At 72.5% G+C, this 21056-nt stretch carries 13 protein-coding genes; 12 read left to right on the top strand and 1 reads right to left on the bottom strand.

All coding sequences use genetic code 11. The features are described from left to right. The first annotated feature begins 83 nt into the window (after window positions 1-83). The gene (locus IE246_RS02055; RefSeq protein WP_189987241.1) at window positions 84-1901 is read left to right on the top strand and encodes an acyl-CoA dehydrogenase family protein; all 1818 of its coding nucleotides are present in this window, start codon (window positions 84-86) and stop codon (window positions 1899-1901) included. 26 nt (window positions 1902-1927) lie between these two features. Here IE246_RS02055 and IE246_RS02050 read toward each other — a convergent pair whose 3' ends face one another. After that, window positions 1928-3412 (bottom strand): M81 family metallopeptidase, encoded by a 1485-nt coding sequence (locus tag IE246_RS02050; RefSeq protein WP_189987240.1) that lies wholly within the window; start codon window positions 3410-3412, stop codon window positions 1928-1930. Between the two features lie 451 nt (window positions 3413-3863). Between IE246_RS02050 and ahcY the strand changes: the two genes are divergently transcribed. The 11 genes from ahcY to addA all read left to right on the top strand — a co-directional run bounded on the left by ahcY (window position 3864) and on the right by addA (window position 21014). After that, window positions 3864-5159: an adenosylhomocysteinase gene (gene ahcY / locus IE246_RS02045; protein ID WP_189987239.1), complete on the top strand. Its 1296-nt coding sequence runs from the start codon at window positions 3864-3866 to the stop codon at window positions 5157-5159. Between the two features lie 183 nt (window positions 5160-5342). Beyond that, on the top strand, window positions 5343-6068 hold the full coding sequence (locus tag IE246_RS02040) for a multicopper oxidase domain-containing protein (protein WP_189987238.1): 726 nt from the start codon (window positions 5343-5345) through the stop codon (window positions 6066-6068). Between the two features lie 628 nt (window positions 6069-6696). Beyond that, window positions 6697-7452, top strand: a complete 756-nt coding sequence (locus tag IE246_RS02035) for a class I SAM-dependent methyltransferase (protein WP_189987237.1) — start codon at window positions 6697-6699, stop codon at window positions 7450-7452. A 29-nt stretch (window positions 7453-7481) separates the two neighbouring features. Then, the gene (locus IE246_RS02030; RefSeq protein WP_189987236.1) at window positions 7482-8327 is read left to right on the top strand and encodes an SAM-dependent methyltransferase; all 846 of its coding nucleotides are present in this window, start codon (window positions 7482-7484) and stop codon (window positions 8325-8327) included. Window positions 8328-8529: 202 nt separating this feature from the next. Beyond that, window positions 8530-9708 (top strand): methionine adenosyltransferase, encoded by a 1179-nt coding sequence (gene metK, locus IE246_RS02025; protein ID WP_189987235.1) that lies wholly within the window; start codon window positions 8530-8532, stop codon window positions 9706-9708. A 238-nt stretch (window positions 9709-9946) separates the two neighbouring features. Further along, the gene (locus IE246_RS02020; RefSeq protein ID WP_189987234.1) at window positions 9947-11920 is read left to right on the top strand and encodes a sensor histidine kinase; all 1974 of its coding nucleotides are present in this window, start codon (window positions 9947-9949) and stop codon (window positions 11918-11920) included. Window positions 11921-11944: 24 nt separating this feature from the next. Continuing rightward, window positions 11945-12496 carry a tRNA (adenosine(37)-N6)-threonylcarbamoyltransferase complex ATPase subunit type 1 TsaE gene (gene tsaE / locus IE246_RS02015; protein ID WP_189987233.1) on the top strand — a complete coding sequence of 184 codons (552 nt, stop codon included), beginning with the start codon at window positions 11945-11947 and terminating at the stop codon, window positions 12494-12496. Then, window positions 12493-13557, top strand: coding sequence for an aminoglycoside phosphotransferase family protein (locus IE246_RS02010; RefSeq protein WP_229836237.1), 1065 nt, complete (start codon window positions 12493-12495; stop codon window positions 13555-13557). Before tsaE ends, IE246_RS02010 begins: the two co-directional genes overlap by 4 nt. A gap of 40 nt (window positions 13558-13597) precedes the next feature. Next, complete coding sequence (locus tag IE246_RS02005; protein WP_189987232.1) at window positions 13598-14362, top strand: nucleotidyltransferase family protein; 765 nt, start codon at window positions 13598-13600, stop codon at window positions 14360-14362. Between the two features lie 7 nt (window positions 14363-14369). Continuing rightward, window positions 14370-17375 carry a double-strand break repair protein AddB gene (addB, locus tag IE246_RS02000; protein ID WP_189987231.1) on the top strand — a complete coding sequence of 1002 codons (3006 nt, stop codon included), beginning with the start codon at window positions 14370-14372 and terminating at the stop codon, window positions 17373-17375. Window positions 17376-17552: 177 nt separating this feature from the next. Next, entirely contained in the window at window positions 17553-21014 is a 3462-nt protein-coding gene (gene addA, locus IE246_RS01995) for a double-strand break repair helicase AddA (RefSeq protein ID WP_189987230.1), read from the top strand. Window positions 21015-21056 lie beyond the last annotated feature (42 nt).

Below are 21056 nucleotides of genomic sequence, written 5' to 3'. Positions count from 1 at the left end.
CGTCAACGAACACATCGCACGCAGACCGGGTGGCGCAGATCGCCGGACCGGATGACGTGCCCATCGACGGGAGTGAGACGACCATGAACCACGCCAGCGCGATCGCCCACGGGACCGAAGCGACGCAGGACAGCCGCCGGCCGGCCCTGGTCGGCCGCGCGGCGGCGGCGGCCCGGTCGGCCGCCGTGGCGCCGACCACCCGCGGGCTCAACTATTTCCGGGTCGACCGCGGCCTGCGCGGGCTGCTGTCGCTGTACATGGACGCGCCGCTGCTGGCGCATCTGGAACCGCATCTCGACGAGCTCGGCGGGCTCGCCGGCGGCCGGCTGGGCGAACTGGCGGACCTCGCGGAGCGCCACCAGCCGGTCCTGCACCAGCGCGACCGGTTCGGCCGCGATGAGGAGTGGATCGAGGTCCATCCGGCCTACCGGGCCATGGAGGAGATCGCCTACGGCCGGTTCGGGATGCACGCCATGTCGCACCGGGCCGGCGTGCTCGGCTGGCCGGCAGCGATGCCGCCGCTCGCCAAGTACGTCTTCCACTACCTGTTCGCGCAGGCCGAGTTCGGGCTGCTGTGCCCGGTCAACCTGACCGACAGCTCGTCGACCCTGGTCGACCTGTTCGGCAGCGAGGAACTGCGGGCCAAGTACCTCGACGCGATGTGGACCCAGGATCTCGACCGGCTGCAGCGCTGCGCGCAGTTCATGACCGAGAAGGCCGGCGGTTCCGACGTCGGCGCCAACGAGCTGGTCGCGGTGCGCGACGGCGACCACTGGCGGCTGTGGGGCGAGAAGTGGTTCTGCTCGAACGTCGATGCCGAGCTGGCGGTACTGCTGGCCAGGCCCGAGGGCGCACCGGCCGGCAGCCGGGGCCTCGGGCTGTTCCTGCTGCCCAAGACCCTCGACGACGGGTCGCGCAACGGCTACCGGATCGTCCGGCTCAAGGACAAGCTCGGCAGCCGCTCGATGGCCAGCGGCGAGATCGTCTTCGAGGGCGCGGTCGCCTACCAGCTCGGCGAGCTCGACCGCGGTCTCAAGCAGATGCTGGTGATGGTCAACTCGAGCCGGGTCTCGCACCTGACCCGCGCCGCCGGGATGATGCGGCGCTGCCTGAACGAGGCGCTGCAGGCCAGCCGCCACCGCAACGCGTTCGGCCGCGCCGTGATCGACCACCCGCTGATGCGCCGCCAGCTCATGAAGCTGATGGTCCCGACCGAGCAGGCGCTGTCGACCATGATGTATGCCGCCGCCATGAGCGCGTCGGACGACGAATCGGCCCAGGCCGTGCTGCGCATGGTGACGCCGATCGCCAAGTACCGGGCCTGCCGGGACAACGTCACGGTCGCGACCGGCGCGATGGAGGCGCGCGGCGGCAACGGCTACATCGAGGACTGGCCGAACGCCCGGCTGGTGCGCGACGCCCATCTCGGCCTGATCTGGGAGGGCACCAGCAACATCAACGCCCTCGACGCGGTCCAGCGGGCGGTCGCCAAGAACGGCGCGCACCGGGCCCTGCGCGACGACCTGGAGGAGCGGCTGGGCGATGCCGGCGGGCTGCCGGGGCAGTTCCGGACCCGCCTCCGGCACGGCATCGCGGACGCCGTCCGGTTCGCCGAGGAGGTGGCGTCGGCGCCGGAGAACGAGCGGTTCTGCCGGCTCGCGGCCGGCCAGCTCTACCACGCCATGACCGCGGCCCTGCTGGCCGCGGAAGGTGTCCGTCTCGGCGCCGACGGCGGCGACGCCAGCCGGCTGCTGCTGGCCCGCTTCGTCCTGGAGCATCGGCTGCAGGCCAGCCGGCCGGTCAGCCTGGATGCCTTGCGCTGGGAGGACGAGGCGACATCGGCCCTGCTCTCCGACGAGCCCGTGTCGCTGGAGACCGCGGCCGCCCTGGCGGTCGCGTAGCCCGCAATCGGCCCGGGAGCCCGGACTCAGCCGCCCCGCAGCGGGTAGAGCGTCCTCGGCGCCCGGCGGAACGGGAAGCGGGGAATCTCCAGCGCCGCCGGGCCGGGGGCGTCGATGTCGATCATCACCGGGCAGATCGCGGTGAAGGCCGCCCGGAAATGGTTCTTGGCCTTGACGCACAGCACCGCGACCTCGGCGGGATCGATGCCGTGCAGCGCGAAGAACGCCGGGTCGTTGGCCGAGCCGCAGACGCTGGTGACGACGATGCTCACGTTGCCGACGCCGATCACCGCCGTCGGCCCGAGCGAGTTCGGCAGCCCGTGCATCATCGGGCCGGAATTCACGAAGTTGCCGTCGGTCAGCCGCAGCACCGTCCCGGCGAACGGCACCGGATCGCCGAAGTCCGGGCTGATCCGGCCGCCGAGAACGCCGTCGACCGCGCCGCCGACGCCGGCCGCCCGGCAGCGTTCCACCACCCCCGGGTCGGCGATGAACGCGAACACCACCGGCACCTGCGGATCGGCGGCCAGCAGGGCGCGCAGCATCTCCGGCGTATCGGCGATCCCGCCGGACAGCGGGTTGTCGCCGGCATCGACGACGGCCACTGGGTGCCGGTCGCAGCGCAGCGCCTCGGCGATGCCCTCCTCGGCGGTCGGCAGCGCGATGTAGAACCGGTCGAGCCGGCGCCGCATCTCGGCGACCACGCTCTCGGCCGCCCGGCGCGCCAGGTCGGCGTCACCGTCGGCGAACACCATGGCGCCGGCCCCGGCCACGGCGGTGTCGCCGTACGAGAACCCGCCGAACGGCGTGGCGTCGAGGATCCGTGGGTCGAACTCCAGCCCGCGGGCGTACGCCTCCAGCTCGGCCATCGGTCCCTCGGCGGTGCGCATGTTGATGCTCGGCAGGATCGCGTCGAGCTTGGCGATGTGCCCGACCGGCCGGATCTCGCCCTTCACCGCGCGGTCGAGCATGGCGAGCACCCTTTCGGCGGTCTCCGCCATGTCGATGTGCGGGTGCTCCTTGAAGCCGGCGGCAGCGGTGACCAGGCCGGCGATCCGCGGGTCGAGGTTGGCGTGCAGGTCGAAGCTGACCCCGAACGGCATGTCCGGGCCGATCGCCTCGCGCACCCGCCGGATGGTCTCGTAGTCGGCGAAGTCCATGCCCTCGACCAGCATGGCGCCGTGCAGCGACAGGAACACCGCGTCCCAGCGCTCGCCGTTCGGGGCGCCGTCGCGCAAATCGGCGACGATCTCGCCGACGATCGCCTCGTAGGCCTCGCGGGTGACCGGCCCGGCCGGGGTCGCGCCGGTCATGCGCAGGTAGCTGCCCTGCCATTCCGGGTGCGCGTCGAGGAAGGCGACGGCGCCGCCGCCCTCGGTCGCGGTGCCGCGGTAGACTGCCTCGGCCTCCTGGCCGCGGTACCATTCGCGGGCGAATTCGTCCAGGCTGGTCAGGACCGGCGAGAACGAGTTGCCCTCGTGCGAGAAGCGGGCGACGGCGAGGCGCGGCATGGGATCTCCTCAGGGACGCCGCCGCGGCCGGATGCCAGGTCGATGGCGAGCATCGCCCGGGAGGCCTTGACGACCACGTAGACCTCCTCGCCGACCTCGGCGCCAATGTCGGCGGCGGCGTCGGAGAGGGGCGTCGATGTGACGACATTGCCGGCGCCGATGTCCACCCCGATCTGACTGTCGACCGCCCCTGCGCGCCCGTCGACCGCCGCAAGGCCCGGACCCGGCCGGGGCGCGGGAGGAACGCGCGAATCGGCGGATTCGCGGGCCTTCCGGGCGGATCGAGCCGCCCGCCCCGCCAGGGGGTTCCGCCGGGTCGCCTTGCCGAAGGGCGCCCGTCTTGGTATACGCCAGCCCCCGAGCCACATCCGAAACGGACCCCGACCAAATCCGTGCCGGATTCGGGTGGCCTCCGGCTGCCCGTCGACCCTACCCGCACAAGGAGCCGTTCATGGCCGAGTTCACCGACTACAAAGTCGCCGACATCAAGCTGGCCGACTGGGGCCGCCGCGAGATCGCGATCGCCGAGACCGAAATGCCCGGCCTGATGGCGATCCGCGAGGAGTACGGCCCGTCGCAGCCGCTGAAGGGCGCGCGGATCACCGGCTGCCTGCACATGACCATCCAGACCGCCGTGCTGATCGAGACACTGGTGAAGCTCGGGGCCGAGATCCGCTGGTCGTCCTGCAACATCTTCTCGACCCAGGACCACGCCGCCGCGGCGATCGCCGCCGCCGGCATCCCGGTGTTCGCCTGGAAGGGCGAGACCGAGGAGGAGTACGAGTGGTGCATCGAGCAGACCATCGTCGGCAAGGACGGCTGGCGCCCGAACATGCTGCTGGACGACGGCGGCGACCTGACGCTGATGATGCACGAGAAGTTCCCGGAGCTGATGAAGGACGTGCGCGGCGTCTCCGAGGAGACCACGACCGGCGTGCACCGGCTCTATGAGATGGCCAAGAAGGGCACCCTGGCGGTCCCGGCCATCAACGTGAACGACAGCGTCACCAAGTCGAAGTTCGACAACCTGTACGGTTGCCGCGAGAGCCTGGCCGACGGCATCCGCCGGGCGACCGACGTGATGTTCGCCGGCAAGGTCGCGGTCGTGGCCGGCTACGGCGACGTCGGCAAGGGCTCGGCCCAGGGCCTGCGCAACGCCGGCGCCCGGGTGATCGTGACCGAGGTCGACCCGATCTGCGCGCTGCAGGCGGCGATGGAGGGCTACCAGGTGGTCACGATGGAGGAGGCCGCCCCGGTCGCCGACATCTTCGTGACCGCCACCGGCAACCGCGACGTCATCACCATCGACCACATGCGCGCCATGAAGGACCGGGCGATCGTCTGCAACATCGGTCACTTCGACAACGAGATCCAGATCGGCGCCCTGCGGAACTTCAAGTGGGAGAACGTCAAGCCGCAGGTCGACGAGGTCGTGTTCCCGGACGGCAAGCGCCTGCTGGTGCTGGCCGAGGGCCGGCTGGTCAACCTCGGCTGCGCCACCGGCCACCCGAGCTTCGTGATGAGCGCGTCGTTCTCGAACCAGGTGCTGGCCCAGATCGAGCTCTGGAAGAACCACGCCAACTACGAGAAGAAGGTCTACGTGCTGCCGAAGAAGCTCGACGAGCGGGTCGCCGAGCTGCACCTGAAGAAGATCAACGCCAACCTCTCGAAGCTCTCGGAGGAGCAGGCGTCCTACATCGGCGTCACGCCGCAGGGCCCGTTCAAGTCCGAGGCCTATCGCTACTGACACCGCGACCCGCGCGGCCGCACCGCGGCCGGGTCGGAAGGGGGCGCCCGTCGGGCGCCCCTTTTGCATTGCCGAAAGGCGATTCGCGTTTCGCACATAGATTGTAAATCTACCAATTTCGATTTACCTTCCGGGGTACCGGCGCGGCCGTCGCGCAGACCGGCGCACCGAGGGGGGATCGTCATGAATTTCGTCCGGATGTCAGCCGTCGCCTGTACCGCCGTCCTGGCCCTGGCCGGGACCGACGCGGCGGCCCAGGCCAGGCTGATCGCCGCCGCCGGCCGGTATCCGCAGCCGGTGCGGGGCAAGGTCATGGACGAACTGGCCGACGGCCTCCGGCTCACCAGCTTCGAGCCGCACCGGACCCTGCTGGACGAGCCGGCGGGCGGGTTCGGCACCCAGGAGCTGATGTTCGACATCGGCGGCAACGGCTTCTCGGTCTCCAACAGGATCGGCGTGGTCGGCCAACCGTTCCAGCCGGGCGTCGTGAACCGCTATCTCGAGCTCGCCGGCAAAAACGAGTGGACCCTGACATCGAACGTCGCCGCCCACCCGTTCCACATCCACGTCAACCCGTTCCAGGTCGTGGCGGTCCTCGGGCCCGACGGCAGGGACCTGACCGACCCGGGCGCCGTCGACCCGGCCGACGGCGACACCCAGTTCGCCGGCATGCGGGGGCTGTGGAAGGACACCCTGTTCGTGAAGCAGGGTACCGACGCCGGCCCCGACGGGATCAAGACCAGGTTCTACCGGGCGATCGTGCGCACCCGCTACCAGCGCTACATCGGCAAGTTCGTCCTGCACTGTCACATTCTCGACCACGAGGACCAGGGCATGATGCAGGAGATCGAGATCGTGCTGCCGGACGGCCGGGACGGCCTGGCCAAGGGCGGTCACGGCCGCCACTAGCGAAGGTCGCGGTCGGGCCTTCGGATCGATCCCTCCCACCTCGGCCCCGGTCCGCCCGCGCGGACCGGGGCTCTTTCGTTCGGGCCCGTCCCCAGCCGAGTGGCGAACGGACCGCCACGTCCCGCCACTCGACTTCTCTCGACTGGACAGCGGGATACCGACCAGAACGATCGCCCCCTCCATTATTTGATAATACTGCAGAACGTGATCTCGATTCACAGTCAACCACGCCGCGGTGTTTCGCCCCGACCGACACGACGGTGTCGAAAACCCGATACACCAGGACGGATTTGAGATCTTTTTTGTCTTCGGATCGACCGGTCGCGTTGTTCCCGCTCGCGTCCGGGTTCGCCTGATAATCTTATTATTTTAATAATTTCAATTGCTTACTAAACACCACCCACAACCCACAGCAAAAAATGCCGAAACAGGGGTTGCATTTCCGATCTCAATCAGTTGAATCAGAGCTGCAATCAGACATCGACGGTCCGAGAACGGGAATCAAAAATTCTCGGGTCGTTCCTTACCGTGAATGTCGAAGCATTCGCGACCGCAACAGCTGTGCAATCGCCGACCCGCGGCTTCCGCGGCGCGGCGGCGCGTGACGCGAGACCATGGAGAAGCCGGCATGCAGAACGACATCTACAAGCGCGAGTACACCCGGGAATTCGTCTCCCGCTGGGACGACCTGATCGGCTGGGACAGCCGCGCCGAGGGCGAGAACGGGTTCTTCGAGCGGTTGCTGCGCCGCAACGGCTGCAAGACGGTCGCCGACATCGCCGCCGGCACCGGCTTCCACGCCATCCGGCTGGCGCATGACGGGTTCGAGGTGACCGCGTCCGACGGCGCCGAGACCATGATCCGCCAGACCGAGCAGAACGCCGACGACATGGACGTCGAGCTCGCCGACACCCGGGTCGTGGACTGGCGCGAACTGCACAAGGCGTTCGGCGCCAACCGGTTCGACGCCCTGGTCTGCCTCGGCAACGCCTTCTCGCACCTGTTCGAGGAGGACGCCCGCCGCCAGGCGCTGGAGTCGATGCGGACGGTGCTGCGCCCGGGCGGCCTGCTGATCCTGGATCATCGCAACTACGACAAGATCCTCGACCACGGCTACAGCTCGAAGCACCGCTACTACTACGTCGGCGACGGTGTCGACGCCCGGCCGGCCGAGATCCGCGACGACCTGGTGAAGTTCGAGTACTCCTACCCCGACGGCAAGAAGTACCACCTGTCGCTGTTCCCGCTGCGCCGGCACTACGTGCAGCGGCTGTTCGACGACGCCGGCTTCACCAACATCACGACCTACGGCGATTTCGAGACCAGCTTCGAGTCCGACGAGGTCGACTTCTTCCAGCAGATCGCCGTGAAGCCGCGTCACTGAACGCCAGCCCAACCATCCGGGAGGAGATCATGAATCTTCACGCCAAGGACCGGGCGGCGGTGACCGAAATCGTCGCCCAGACCAAGAGCTACTACGACGGCCCGGCCGACCAGATCTATCGCCACATCTGGGGCGAGAACATCCACATCGGCTATTTCGAGCACGATGACGAATCGCTGCGCGAGGCCATGAAGCGCTCGAACGAGCGCATGGCCGAGGGCGTCGAGCTCGGGCGCGACGACACCGTGCTCGACGTCGGCAGCGGCTACGGGGCGCTGGCCCGCTTCCTGGCGCGCCGCTACGGCTGCGAGGTCGTGGCCTCGAACATCTCCGAGCGCGAGCTTGAATGGGGCCGCGAGCTGACCGCCGAGCAGGGGCTCGACGACAAGGTCCGGTTCGAGTTCGCCGACTTCCACGACCTGCCGTTCGAGGCCGAAGCGTTCGACTACTACTGGAGCCAGGAGGCCTTCCTGCACGCCGCCGACAAGGCGACGGTGCTGACCGAGGCCAGCCGCGTGCTGAAGCCCGGCGGCGCCATCGTGTTCACCGACCTGCTGGTGCGCGACGGCACGCCCGACGCCGACCGCGAGCGCATCTACGAGCGCGTCAAGTCGCCGGACATGTGGGACACCGGCGCGTACCTGTCGGCCCTCGAGGCGGCCGGCTTCACCATCGACACCCACGAGAACTGGTCGGAGCACGTCGCCCCGACCTACGCCTGGGTGCGCGACCAGCTCGAGCTGCGCCGCGAGTGGTTCGAGGACCGCATCGGCAAGGAGGCGGTCGACCGGACCTCGGCAGCCCTGCAGTTCTGGGTCGACGCCGCCGACGCCGGCAAGATCGGCTGGGAATACTTCGTCGGCCGCGCGAACTGAGCAAGCCGACCGCTACCGGCCGGCCCGTCGCCACCGTCCGCTGGGTCCCGGCTCACCGCTTCGCGGCGGTCGGGATGAGGAGGAGGTGGACATGTTCTCACGGACCTCATCCCGGACCGGCGCGCCAAAGGCGAGACGGATCCGGGACCCACGCCACGGCCGCTCGCCCCTGCCCCCAAAAATCCTCCGAATGGAGCGCCCCATGAGCAACGCCTACATCCTCACCTCTGAATCGGTCGGCCCCGGCCACCCGGACAAGATCGCCGACCAGATCTCCGACGCCGTGCTCGATGCCCTGCTGGCACAGGACCGGAACAGCCGGGTCGCCTGCGAGACCCTGGTCAACACCGGCCTTATCATGCTGGCCGGCGAGATCACCACTTCGGCCCAGGTCGACTACACCCAGATCGCCCGCGACGTGGTCCTGGACATCGGCTACGACGACAGCCGGCTCGGCTTCGACGGCGCCAGCGCCGCCGTGCTGGTGGCGCTCGACAAGCAGTCCCCCGACATCGCCATGGGCGTGAACGAGGGCAGCGGCCTCGACCTCGACCAGGGCGCCGGCGACCAGGGCCTGATGTTCGGGTTCGCCTGCCGCGAGACCGAGGAACTGATGCCGATGCCGATCATGCTGGCGCACCGGCTGACCCGGCAGCAGAACGAGATCCGCCGGTCCGGGGTCCTGCCGTGGCTGCGTCCCGACGCCAAGGCCCAGGTCTCGGTGCGCTACGTCGACGACAAGCCGGCGGCGATCGATACGGTCGTGGTCTCGACCCAGCACGCCGAGGACGTCGACCACAAGACCCTCAAGGACGCGGTCATCGAGGAGATCGTCAAGCCGGTGATCCCGGCCGCGATGATCTCCAACGAGACCCGCTACCTGATCAACCCGACCGGCCGCTTCGTGGTCGGCGGCCCGCACGGCGACTGTGGCCTGACCGGGCGCAAGATCATCGTCGACACCTATGGCGGCATCGGCCGGCACGGCGGCGGCGCGTTCTCGGGCAAGGATCCGTCGAAGGTCGACCGCTCGGCCGCCTACGCCGCGCGCTACGTCGCCAAGAACGTGGTCGCCGCCGGGCTCGCCGACATCTGCGAGGTGCAGGTCAGCTACGCGATCGGCGTCGCCGAGCCGACCAGCGTGCACGTTAACACCCAGGGCACCGCCCGGGTGCCGGAGCGCCGCATCGAGCAGCTGATCCGCGAGCACTTCGACCTGCGGCCAAAGGGCATCGTCCAGATGCTCGACCTGCTGCGCCCGATCTACCGGCAGACCGCCAGCAACGGCCATTTCGGCCGGTCGGAGCCGGAGCTGACCTGGGAGAGCACCGACAAGGCGGCCGACCTGGCCGCCGCCCTCGACCGCGACGCGGCCGACTGAGCGGGCCGGCCGAACGGGCCGACAGAACGGAAAGACGCGCCGTCGGACGCCTCCGGCCCCGGAACCCGAGCCGGGCCCGGAGGCGCCGCGCCGGCCGCGTCGTTCCAGAACCTTGTCGCCCACCGTTCCGCCCGCGTAGGCTCGCCCGGTGGAACGGTCTTTCAGATACGCATCGATTCTCGCCGGGGCGACCGCTGTCGTCCCGTTTCCGTTACGTGCCCAAGGCAACCTCGATGCGGTGCCGGCCGGCAGCGACCTGATCACCGTGCTGGCGCTCGGCGGCTTCACCCTGGTCCTGGCGGCCCTGTACGCGCTGCAGATCAAACGCACCGCAACCGTGCAGCGCGACCTCGCCGCGGCCCGCGAGGCCGCCCGGGCCGCCGAGGCCGCCCTGCCCGAGCGGCTGGCCGCGCACGAGCGGGCGCTCATCGACGCGATCGCCGTGCCGGTCTGGCGCCGCGACCGCGACGGCACCCTGCGGCACGGTAACGCCGGCGCCGGGCCGCTGCTCCCGGAGCTCGAGAAGGCCACCTCCCTGGCCGAGCGGGCGGTCAAGCTGGGCCGGGCCCAGAGCGAGAGCCGCAACATGGTGGTCCACGGCGATCGCCGGCTGGTCGACCTCACCGAGGCCCCGACCGCCGGCGGCGAGGGCGGCCTGCCCGACGGCACCGTCGGCACCGCCCGCGACCTGACCACGCTTGAGCAGCTGCAGTCGGAGCTGGCGCGCCACGTCGACGCCCACGCCGAGGTGCTGGAGACCCTGCACACCGCCGTCGCGGTGTTCGGCCCGGACAAGCGGCTGATCTTCGCCAACACCGCCTTCGGCCGGCTGTGGGGGGTCGATGCCGAGCTGCTGGAGCGCGACCCGACCCTGACCGAAGTGCTCGAGCGCGCCCGCGAGAACCGCCGGCTGCCCGAGCAGTCCGACTTCCGGGCCTGGCGCGACGACTTCAACCGCCTGTTCACGACCCTGATCGGCAGCCACGAGGAGCTGCTGTTCCTGCCCGACGACACCACCGTGCGCATGGCGGTCACCCCGCACCCGTTCGGCGGCCTGCTGATGGTGTTCGAGGACGTCACCGACCGGCTGTCGCTGGAGCGCTCCTACAACACCCTGACGGCCGTGCAGCAGGAGACCCTGGACAACCTGTACGAAGGCATCGCCGCGTTCGGTGCCGACGGCCGGCTGAAGCTGATCAACCCGACCTTCCGCAACCAGTGGGGCCTGCCGGCCGGGTTCGGCGACGACGAGCCGCACGTGGCCCTGGTGCTGGAGGCGATGCGGCCTCGGTTCTCCGAGCAGGACCGCTGGGAGACCGTGAAGGCCGAATGGGTGGCGCGCCTGGCCGAGCGCGAGCCGCGGTCGGGCCGCATCGAGAAGAGCGACGGCCGGGTGCTCGACTACGGCCTGGTGCCGCTGCCGGACGGGGCGATGCTGCTGAACTTCCGCGACGTGACCGACACGCTCGCGGTCCAGCACGCCCTGCAGGAGCGCACCGAGGCCCTGGAGATGGCCGACCGGCTGAAGAGCGAGTTCCTGGCCAACGTGTCCTACGAGCTGCGCACGCCGCTGAACGCCATCATCGGGTTCTCCGAGATCCTCGAGCAGGAATACGCCGGGCCGATGAACGACCGGCAGAAGGAGTACGCCCGCGCCATCCTGCAGTCCTCGAACCGGCTGGTGCGACTGGTCAACGACATCCTCGACCTCGCCTCGATCGAGGCCGGCTATCTGGAGCTCGACCGGGCCGACGTCGACCCGGCCCGGCTGGCCGACGCGGTCGAGCACCTCGGCCGCGAGCGGGCGCGGGCGCGCCGCATCGACTTCACGGTCCGGACCGGCGACGGGATCGCGCCGATCGTCGTCGACGAGCGCCGGCTCACCCAGGCGCTCTACAACCTGGTGTCCAACGCCTTCGCCTTCACGCCGGACGGCGGCCGCGTGCAGGTTTCGGTCGAGGACGACGGCGACGCCGTGCTGTTCCGGGTGACCGACACCGGCGTCGGGATCGCCCACGAGGACCAGAGCCGGGTGTTCGACCGGTTCGAGCGCGCCGGCCGCGACGCCGGCGCCGGGCTCGGCCTGGCCCTGGTCAAGTCGCTGATCGAGCTGCACAACGGCACCGTGAACCTGGTGTCCGAGCCGGGTCACGGCACCGAAGTGGTCTGCCGGATCCCGCGCACCGCCCGCCGACCGGCCGCCGGCGCCTGAGCGGCCCCGACCGTGCCCGCCCGCATGCCGTCCGATCCCAAGCCGCCCGAACCCGGGCCGCCCGAACCCAGGCCGCCCGAACGCGCCGTCCTGGAGCTGCCCGACCTGGCCGCCACGGAGCGGCTGGCCGCGGCGGTCGCCGGGCTCGCCCGGCCGGGCGAGGCGGTGCTGCTGACCGGGCCGCTCGGGGCCGGCAAGTCGGCGTTCGCCCGGGCGTTCGTGCGCGCCTGGGTCGGCGACCCGGCGGCCGAAGTCCCGAGCCCGACCTTCACCCTGGTCCAGCCCTACGACGGACAGCGCGGCCCGGTCTGGCACTGCGACCTGTACCGCCTCGGCGATCCGGACGAGCTGCCGGAGCTGGGAATCGAGCAAGGCCTGGCCGAGGCCGTGCTGCTGGTCGAGTGGCCGGATCGGCTCGGGCCCTGGATTCCCGTCGACCGTCTCGAACTCGCGCTCGAAATGTGTCAACAAGCCCCGGACGCCCGTCGAGCCACCCTCGTCGGGTTCGGGACCTGGACCGACCGGCTGCGCAGCCTGGCGGCCGGTTGGACGAACGGAGTCGAGGAACGCACGTGACCATCGCAGCCGCGACCGGCGGACCCGATACCGGCAGCGACCGGCAGGACCGGCTGGTCGGTTTCCTTCGGGCGAACGGCTGGGGCGACGCCGAGCGCCGGCCGCTCGCCCGCGACGCCTCGTTCCGGTCCTACGACCGGCTGACCCGCGACGGCGAGCGCGCCGTGCTGATGGACGCGCCGCCCGACAAGGGCGAGGACGTGCGGCCGTTCCTGGCGGTGGCCGGGCAGCTTCACCGCTACGGCTACAGCGCGCCGCGGATCCTGGCGGCGGACGAGGAGCAGGGCTTCCTGCTGCTCGAGGATCTCGGCGACACCACCTACAGCCGGGCGCTGGCCGCCGGGGTCGACGAGACGGTGCTGTACGCCACCGCCACCGACCTGCTGGTCGACCTGCACCGGCGGTCGCCGACCATCGGCTACGACGTGCCGCCCTACGACGACGGCAAGCTGATCGCCGAGGCGGCGCTGCCGCTCGACTGGTACTTCCCGCTGGTGCTGGGGCGCGAGCTCGACGACGCCGAGCGCGCCGGCTACGTCGCGGCGTGGCGGGACGCCATGCCGGTGCTGCGCGGGGCCCGGGAGACGCTGGTGCTGCGCGACTTCCACGTCGACAACCTGATGGTGCTGCCGGCCCGCCCCGGCATCGCGGCGTGCGGCCTGCTCGACTTCCAGGACGCGGTCGCCGGCCCGGCCTCCTACGACCTGGTCTCGCTGCTCCAGGATTCCCGGCGCGACCTCGCCGACGGGCTCGAGGACGCCATGCTCGACCGCTACCGCGCCGCCCTGCGGCCGGCCGATCCGGTCGCCTTCGACCGCAGCTACTACGGACTCGGCGCCCAGCGCGGCCTCAAGGTGTTCGGAATCTTCGGACGCCAGTCGGCGCTGTACGACAACCCGCGCTACCTGCACCACATCCCGCGGATCTGGCGGCACGTCGAGCGCGACCTTATCCTGGCCGGCCTGGACGCGGTGCGGGCCTGGCTCGACGCCACCGTGCCGGCCGAAGCCCGCATCCAGCCGGGGCCGGAAGTCCGCCGCCCGAAGGCCGTCGACCGGTGACCCCGATCCGGCCGATCCTCGCCAACACTCCGAGAACGCCATGCTCCTTCCCGGCCTGAAGAAGCGATCCCCCTGGGTCCCGGAGACCGCGATGGTGCTGGCCGCCGGCCGCGGCACCCGGCTGGCGCCGCTGACCGACAGCTGCCCGAAGCCGCTGATCGAGGTCGGCGGCCGGCCGATCCTCGACCGAATCCTCGACCGGCTGGCCGTCGCCGGGGTGACCCACGCGGTGGTCAACGCCCACCACCTGGCCGAGCGGTTCGAGGCGCATCTGGCCGGCCGCGACTCCCCGGCGGTCACCCTGATCCGGGAGCCCGAGCCGCTGGAGACCGGCGGCAGCGTCGTCAACGCGCTGCCGCTGCTCGGCGAGGAGCCGTTCTTCGTGATCAACGGCGACAGCGTCTGGCTGGACGGGCTGCGCGACGCCCTGCACCGGTTCGCCGAAATCTGGAACGACGAGGCCATGGACGTGCTGCTGCTGCTGTACCCGTTCGCCCGGGTGCTCGGCTGGCACGGCCTGGGCGACTACGTCATGGACCCGGACGGCCGCCTGACCCGCCGGCCGGAGAGCCGGGTCGCGCCCTACGCCTACATGGGGGTGTCGATCATCCACCCGCGCGCCCTGGCAGCTGCGCCCGAGGGCGCGTTCTCGATGAACGTCGTCTACGACCGCGCCGAGGAGGCCGGGCGCCTGTTCGGCGCGGTGCACGACGGCCTCTGGTACCACATCTCCACGCCGGCCGACCTCGACGAGGCGAACCGCCGCTTCGCCCAGGGGCACGTGCCGGACACACCGTTCATCTGAGGAACCGATGGACGGCGGGCGCGTCTACACCATCCCGGTCGGCGTCCCGTTCCTCGACGCCCTGGCCGCCGGACTGTGGGAGGCCGCTGGCCGCGACCCGCTGGTGCTGTCGCGCGCCACCGTGCTGCTGCCGACCCAGCGCGCCGCCCGCTCGGCGGCCGAGGCGTTCCTGCGGCTCGGCGACGGCCGGCCGATGCTGCTGCCGACCCTGCAGGCGCTGGCCGACGTCGACGACCAGGAACTCGACCTCGCCCACGGCGACGACGCCGGGATCGCCGCCGCCCTCGACCTGCCGCCGGCGATCCCGGCGCTGCGCCGCCAGCTGCTGCTGGCCCGGCTGGTGCTGGCCTATGCCGACCGGCTGGAGGCCGACGGGGTCGCCGCGCCGCGCTCGCCCGAGCAGGCCGCCCGCTTGGCTGCCGCCCTCGCCCGGCTGATCGACCAGGTCCAGGCCGAGGGCCTCGACTTCGGGCGGCTGGCCGACATCGTGCCGGCCGACTACGCCGAGCACTGGGGCCTGACCCTGCGGTTCCTGGAGATCGTCACCGAGACCTGGCCGCAGTGGCTGGCCGAGCAGGACGCCGTCGACCCGGTGACCCGGCGCGACGCGCTGATGCGGGCCCGGGCCGCCGCCTGGGACGCCAACCCGCCGGCCGACCCGGTGGTGATCGCCGGCTCCACCGGCTCGGTGCCCGCGACCGCCGGGCTGATGCGGGCGGTCCTCGGCCTGCCGCGCGGCGCTTTGGTGCTGCCCGGCCTCGACCTCGCCGCCGACGACGACGCCTGGGCGGCGATCGGGGCCGACCCGGCGCACCCGCAGCACGGCATGCACCGGCTGCTGGGCGGCCTCGGCATCGGCCGGGCGGAGGTCGCCGACTGGCCCGGGGCCGGCGGATTCGCGCCTGCCTCGGCCGGGCGGGCGGCGATGGTGCGCGAGGCGATGCGGCCGGCCGCCACCACCGAGGCCTGGCGGACCCTGGCGACCGACCCGGCCCAGCTCGACGCCGGCTGCTTCGACGGCATCCGCCGGATCGACGCGCCCGGCCCGCGCGAGGAGGCCGGCGCCATCGCCGTGCTGATGCGCGAGGTGCTGGAGACCCCGGGCCGGACCGCCGCCCTGGTGACCCCGGACCGCGACCTGGCCCGCCGGGTCGCCAGCGAGCTCGAGCGCTGGGACGTCCCGGTCAACGATTCCGCCGGCCGGCCGCTGGCCGAGAGTGTCCCGGCGGCGTTCCTGCGGCTGGTCGCCGACCTCGCCGCCGAGCAGGCCGCCCCGGTGCCGCTGCTGGCCGCCCTGAAGCATCCGCTGGCCGCCGGCGGGCAGGGCCCCGACACGTTCCGCCGGCTGGTCCGGCGGCTGGAGCGCCGGGTGCTGCGCGGCCCGCGCCCGGGGCCCGGCATCGACGGGCTGCGCGCCGCGGTCGCCGGTCTCGACGACAAGCTCGCCGAGGAACGCGCCGGCCTGCTGGCCTGGCTCGACGACCTGGCGGCCCGGCTCGGCGACCTGCCGGCCCTGATGGCCGCCGCCGAGGTGCCGGCCGTGGAGATCGCCGCCGCCCACGCCCGGGCCGCCGAGGCGCTGGCCGCCACCGCCGACGAGAGCGGCGCCGACCGGCTGTGGCGCGGCGATTCCGGCGAGGCGCTGGCCCGGCTGTTCGACGAGATGCGCGACGCCCTGGCGGTGCTGGGCGGGATTCCCGGCCGGACCTGGCCCGGGCTGTTCGAGGCGCTGCTGGAAGGCCGGGCGGTGCGGCCGCGCTGGGGCGCCCACCCGCGGCTGCACATCCTCGGCGCCCTGGAGGCCCGGCTGCAGCGCTTCGACCGGGTCATCCTGGGCGGGCTGAACGAGGGCAGCTGGCCGGCCGACCCGCCGCCCGACCCGTGGATGAGCCGGCCGATGCGGCGCGATTTCGGGCTGCCGGCGCCGGAGCGGCGGATCGGCCTGGCCGCCCACGACGTGACCATGGCGCTCGGCGCGCCGGAGGCGGTGCTGACCCGCTCGATCCGGGTCGAGGGCACGCCGACGGTGCCGTCGCGCTGGCTGCTGCGGCTCGACACGGTGGCGCGCGCGCTCGGCGCCGCCGACCGGTTCGCCGCCGACCCGGTGCCGGCGGCTTGGCATGCCGAGCTCGACCGGCCGGACGCGGTCGTGCCCGGCGCCCCGCCGCTGCCCCGCCCGCCGGTCGCGGTGCGGCCGCGCCGGCTGTCGGTGACCCGGATCGAGACCTGGCTGCGCGACCCGTACTCGATCTACGCCTCGCAGATCCTGAAGCTGCGCGCGCTCGACGACCTGGACACCGACCCGAGCGCCGCCGAGCGCGGCGACACCATCCACCGGGCGCTCGACATCTTCGTGCGCGAGCACCCGCGCGACCTGCCGCCCGACCCGCTGCAACGCCTTCTCGAGATCGGCCGGCAGACCTTCGCCGGGCACATGGACCGGCCCGGGGTGCGGGCGTTCTGGTGGCCGCGCTTCGAGCGGGTCGCCGCCTGGTTCGTCGAGGTCGAGCGCGACCGCCGCCGCTCGCTGTCGGCGACCGCCACCGAGCAGCGCGGCGAGCTGACGGTCGACGGCCCGGCCGGGCCGTTCACGGTGACCGGCATCGCCGACCGCATCGACCGCCTGGCCGACGGCAGCTACGCCATCGTCGACTACAAGACCGGCGGCCGGCCGACCCGCACCGAGCTGAAGAACGGCGCCGCCCCGCAGCTGCCGCTGGAGGCGCTGATGCTGGCGCACGGCGGGTTCCCCGGGCTACCTGCCGGCGAGACCTCGTCGCTGGCCTACTGGCGGGTCGGCGGCGGCGACCCGCCCGGCACGATCGACGAGGTGGCCGACGGCATCGCCGAGCTGGTGGCCGAAGCCGAGGCCGGGCTGCGCGACCTGATCGCCACCTTCGACGACCCGGCGACCCCCTACCACTCGGTTCCCGACGCCGCCCGCAAGCCGCGCTTCAACGACTACGAGCACCTCGCCCGGATCGGCGAGTGGGCCGCCGGCGAGGAGGAGTGAGGCGATGACGGCGCACCTCCCACACCCCCGTCGATCCGTAGGTCCCGGTTCCGGTCCGCCTGCGGCACCCCGGACCGGGATGACGTCGGTTATTTCTTCTGACGTCATCCCGGCCGAAGCGGCGCAGCCGCGAAGAGCCGGGACCCACCCGCCGCTCCTTCGCCGGGAGCCGTCGTCATGACCGACGCCACCGTCATCGCGCTGGCCAGCGAGCGGCAGCGCGCCGCCGCCGACCCGGCCGCCTCGGCATGGGTGGCGGCGTCGGCCGGGTCCGGCAAGACCAAGGTGCTGACCGACCGGCTGCTGAACCTGCTGCTCGACGGCGCCTCGCCGGAGCGGCTGCTGTGCCTGACCTACACCAAGGCGGCGGCGGCCGAGATGGCGACCCGCCTGCAGGGCCGGCTGGCCGAGTGGACGGTGGTGCCCGAGCCGGAGCTGGTCGACGACCTCGCCGCCCTGTCCGGCACCACGCCCAGCCGCCGCCGGCTGGCCAAGGCCCGGCGGCTGTTCGCCGAGGTGCTGGACGCCCCGGGCGGGCTGAAGATCCAGACCATCCACGCCTTCGCCCAGTCGCTGCTCGGCCGGTTCCCGCTGGAGGCCGGGGTGCCGCCGCATTTCCGGCTGGCCGACGACCGGGCCAGCGCCGGGCTGCTGGCCGACGCCGAGGCGCATGTGCTGGCGCGCGCCCGCACGGCCGAGGAGTCCAAGCTGGCCGACGCTCTCGGCGTGATCACCGGAAAGGCCAACCAGGACCAGTTCCGCGAACTGATGCGCGCCGTGCTCGCCGCCCGCACCCGGCTGCGTGCCGCGCTCGGCGCGGCCGGCGGGCCCGACGGCCTGGCGGCGGCGATCCACCGCCGGCTCGGCATCGCACCCGGCACCGGCGATCGCGAATTGCTGCTCGCGGCCTGCGCGTCCCGGGCGTTCGACGCCCCGGCGTTGCGCCGCGCCGCCGAAGCGCTGACGCATGGTGCGAAGACCGACGTGCGGCGCGCTCCGGTGATTGCCGACTGGCTGTCGCTGCAGGACGCGGAGCAGCGGGCCAACCGCTGGGACGAGTACCGCGACCAGTTCCTCAAACAGGACGGTACGCCGCTGGCCCGACAAGCGACCAAGGGCACCCTGGATTTCGACGCGGCCGCCGCCGACACCCTGCTGGCTGAGGCCGAGCGGCTGGTCGCCGTCGAGGAAATGCGGAAGGCGTGCGCCACCGCCGAGCGGACGGTGGCGCTGCTGACCCTCGCGACCGCCGTGATCGAGGCCTACGAGGCCGCCAAGGCCCGGCGCGCCGAGCTCGACTACGAGGACCTGGTGGAACGCGCCCGCAGCCTGCTGCAGCGGCCGGGCGTGGCGGCCTGGGTGCTGTTCAAGCTCGACGGCGGTCTCGACCACATCCTGATCGACGAGGCCCAGGACACCAGCCCGGCGCAGTGGGACATCGTGCGCGCCCTGGCCGAGGAGTTCTTCGCCGGATCGGGGGCTCACGAGTCTCGCCACTCCGGGGGCCGGCACCCGCCGGTCGAGCGCACGATCTTCGCGGTCGGCGACGTCAAGCAGTCGATCTACAGCTTCCAGGGCGCCGACCCGGCCGGCTTCGGCGCCGCCCGCAGCCACTTCGCCACCCGGGTGGCCGACGCCGGCAAGCTGTTCCGCCGGGTGCCGCTGGAGCAGTCGTTCCGCTCGACCGACGCGGTGCTGCAGGCGGTCGACGCGGTGTTCGCCCTGCCCGAGGCGCAGGACGGGGTCGCCGAGATCGAGGCCGACGGCGGGTCGGTGCCGATCGTCCACAACGCGGTGCGCACCGGCCACGCCGGGCGGGTCGAGATCTGGCCGCTGGTCGACCCGGTCGAGCCGGAGGGCAGCGCGCCCTGGGCGCCGCCGGTCGAGAGGCGCTCCGCCGACGAGCCGCGGGCCCGGCTGGCCCAGGGCATCGCCGACCGGATCCGCGGCTGGCTGGACGACCGCACGCCGCTGCCGTCGAAGGGAAGGCCGGTCGGGGCCGGCGACGTCATGGTGCTGGTGCAGCGCCGCGGGCCGTTCGTGCACGAGCTGGTGGCCGCCCTGAAGCGGGCCCGGGTGCCGGTCGCCGGCGTCGACCGGCTGGTGCTGACCGACCAGATGGCGGTCAGGGACCTGGTGGCGCTCGGCCGCGCCGTGCTGCTGCCGGAGGACGACCTGACGCTGGCCGGGGTGCTGAAGGGGCCGCTGGTCGGACTGACCGAGGACCAGCTCTACGACCTCTGCCAGGGCCGCGAGCAGCCGCGGGTCTGGCGCGAGCTGCGCCGGCGCTCGGCCGAGGGCGGCGTCTTCCTGGAGGCCGACCGCCGGTTCGGCGAGTGGCTGGGCCTGGCCGACCGGGTGCCGCCGCACGACTTCTTCCAGCGCATCCTGGCGCGCGGCGGGCGCGAGCGGCTGGTGCGGCGCCTCGGCCACGAGGCCGAGGACGCGATCGACGAGTTCATGGCCCAGGCGCTGGCCTACGAGCGCGAGAGCACGCCGTCGCTGCAGGGTTTCCTGCACTGGCTGGCGGCCGGCGACTTCGAGGTGAAGCGCGAGCTGGAGGGCGCCGGCGGCAGCGTGCGGGTGATGACCGTGCACGGCGCCAAGGGCCTGCAGGCGCCGATCGTGATCCTGCCGGACACGCTGCGGGTGCCACAGCTGCAGGACCGGTGGCTCTGGCACGCCGACGCCGGCGGCGCCGAGATCCCGCTGTGGACCACGTCGGCGGAAGAAGCCGACCGGGTGTCCGCGGCCGCCCGCGCCGAGGCCCGCCGACGCCAGGACCAGGAATACCGGCGGCTGCTGTACGTCGCCATGACCCGGGCCGAGGACCGGCTGGTGGTGTGCGGCTGGAACGGCCGCCGGAAAGCCACCGCCGGCAACTGGTACGAGCTGATCCGGCGCGGGCTGGAGCCGATCGCCGTACCGGTGCCCGACCCCGTCGACCCGGAGGCCGCCCCGACCCTGGTGATCGAGACCGCCCAGGCCGCCGATGTCCGGCCGCCGGCCGCCGACACGGTGGCCGCGGTCCCGCCGCCGCCCGACTGGGCGTTCCGGCCGCCGTCGGTCCCCGAGCCGAGCCCGCCGCGGCCGCTCGCCCCGTCGCGGCCGGCCGGCGAGGAACCGCCGGTGCGCTCGCCGCTCGACGCCGACGACGGCCGTCGCTTCAAGCGTGGCCTGATCCTGCACCGGCTGCTGCAGACCCTGCCGGACCTCGCCCCGGGGCAGCGCGCCGAGGCCGGCCGCCGGTTCCTGGCGCGCCCGATGCACGGCCTCGAACCGGAGACCGCCGAGGCCTGGCTCGCCGAGGCGCTGGCGGTGCTCGACGACCCGGCGTTCGCGGCGGCGTTCGCCCCCGGCTCGCGCGCCGAGGTCCCTGTGGTCGGCGTGGTCCCCGGTCCGGACGGGCCGGAGGTGGTGTCCGGGCGAATCGACCGGCTGGTGATCACCGGCGACGCCGTCCTGGTGGTCGACTTCAAGACCAACCGGCCGGCACCGGCGAGCGTCGATGCCGTTCCGGAAGCATACCGGCGCCAGATGCGCACCTACCGGACCCTGCTCGCCGACCTTTATCCAGACCGACGGATACGGTGCGCACTGGTGTGGACCGACGGTCCCCGCCTGATGGAGCTGCCCTGACCCCCCGGTGCGATCGCCTGGGCAGCCGCCGACTTCCGCGCC

Source organism: Thalassobaculum fulvum, from assembly GCF_014652915.1.
GTDB classification, from domain to species: Bacteria; Pseudomonadota; Alphaproteobacteria; order Thalassobaculales; family Thalassobaculaceae; genus Thalassobaculum_A; species Thalassobaculum_A fulvum.
The sequence above is the reverse complement of the archived record's forward strand: the minus strand, read 5'-3'. Positions and strand labels throughout refer to the sequence as shown.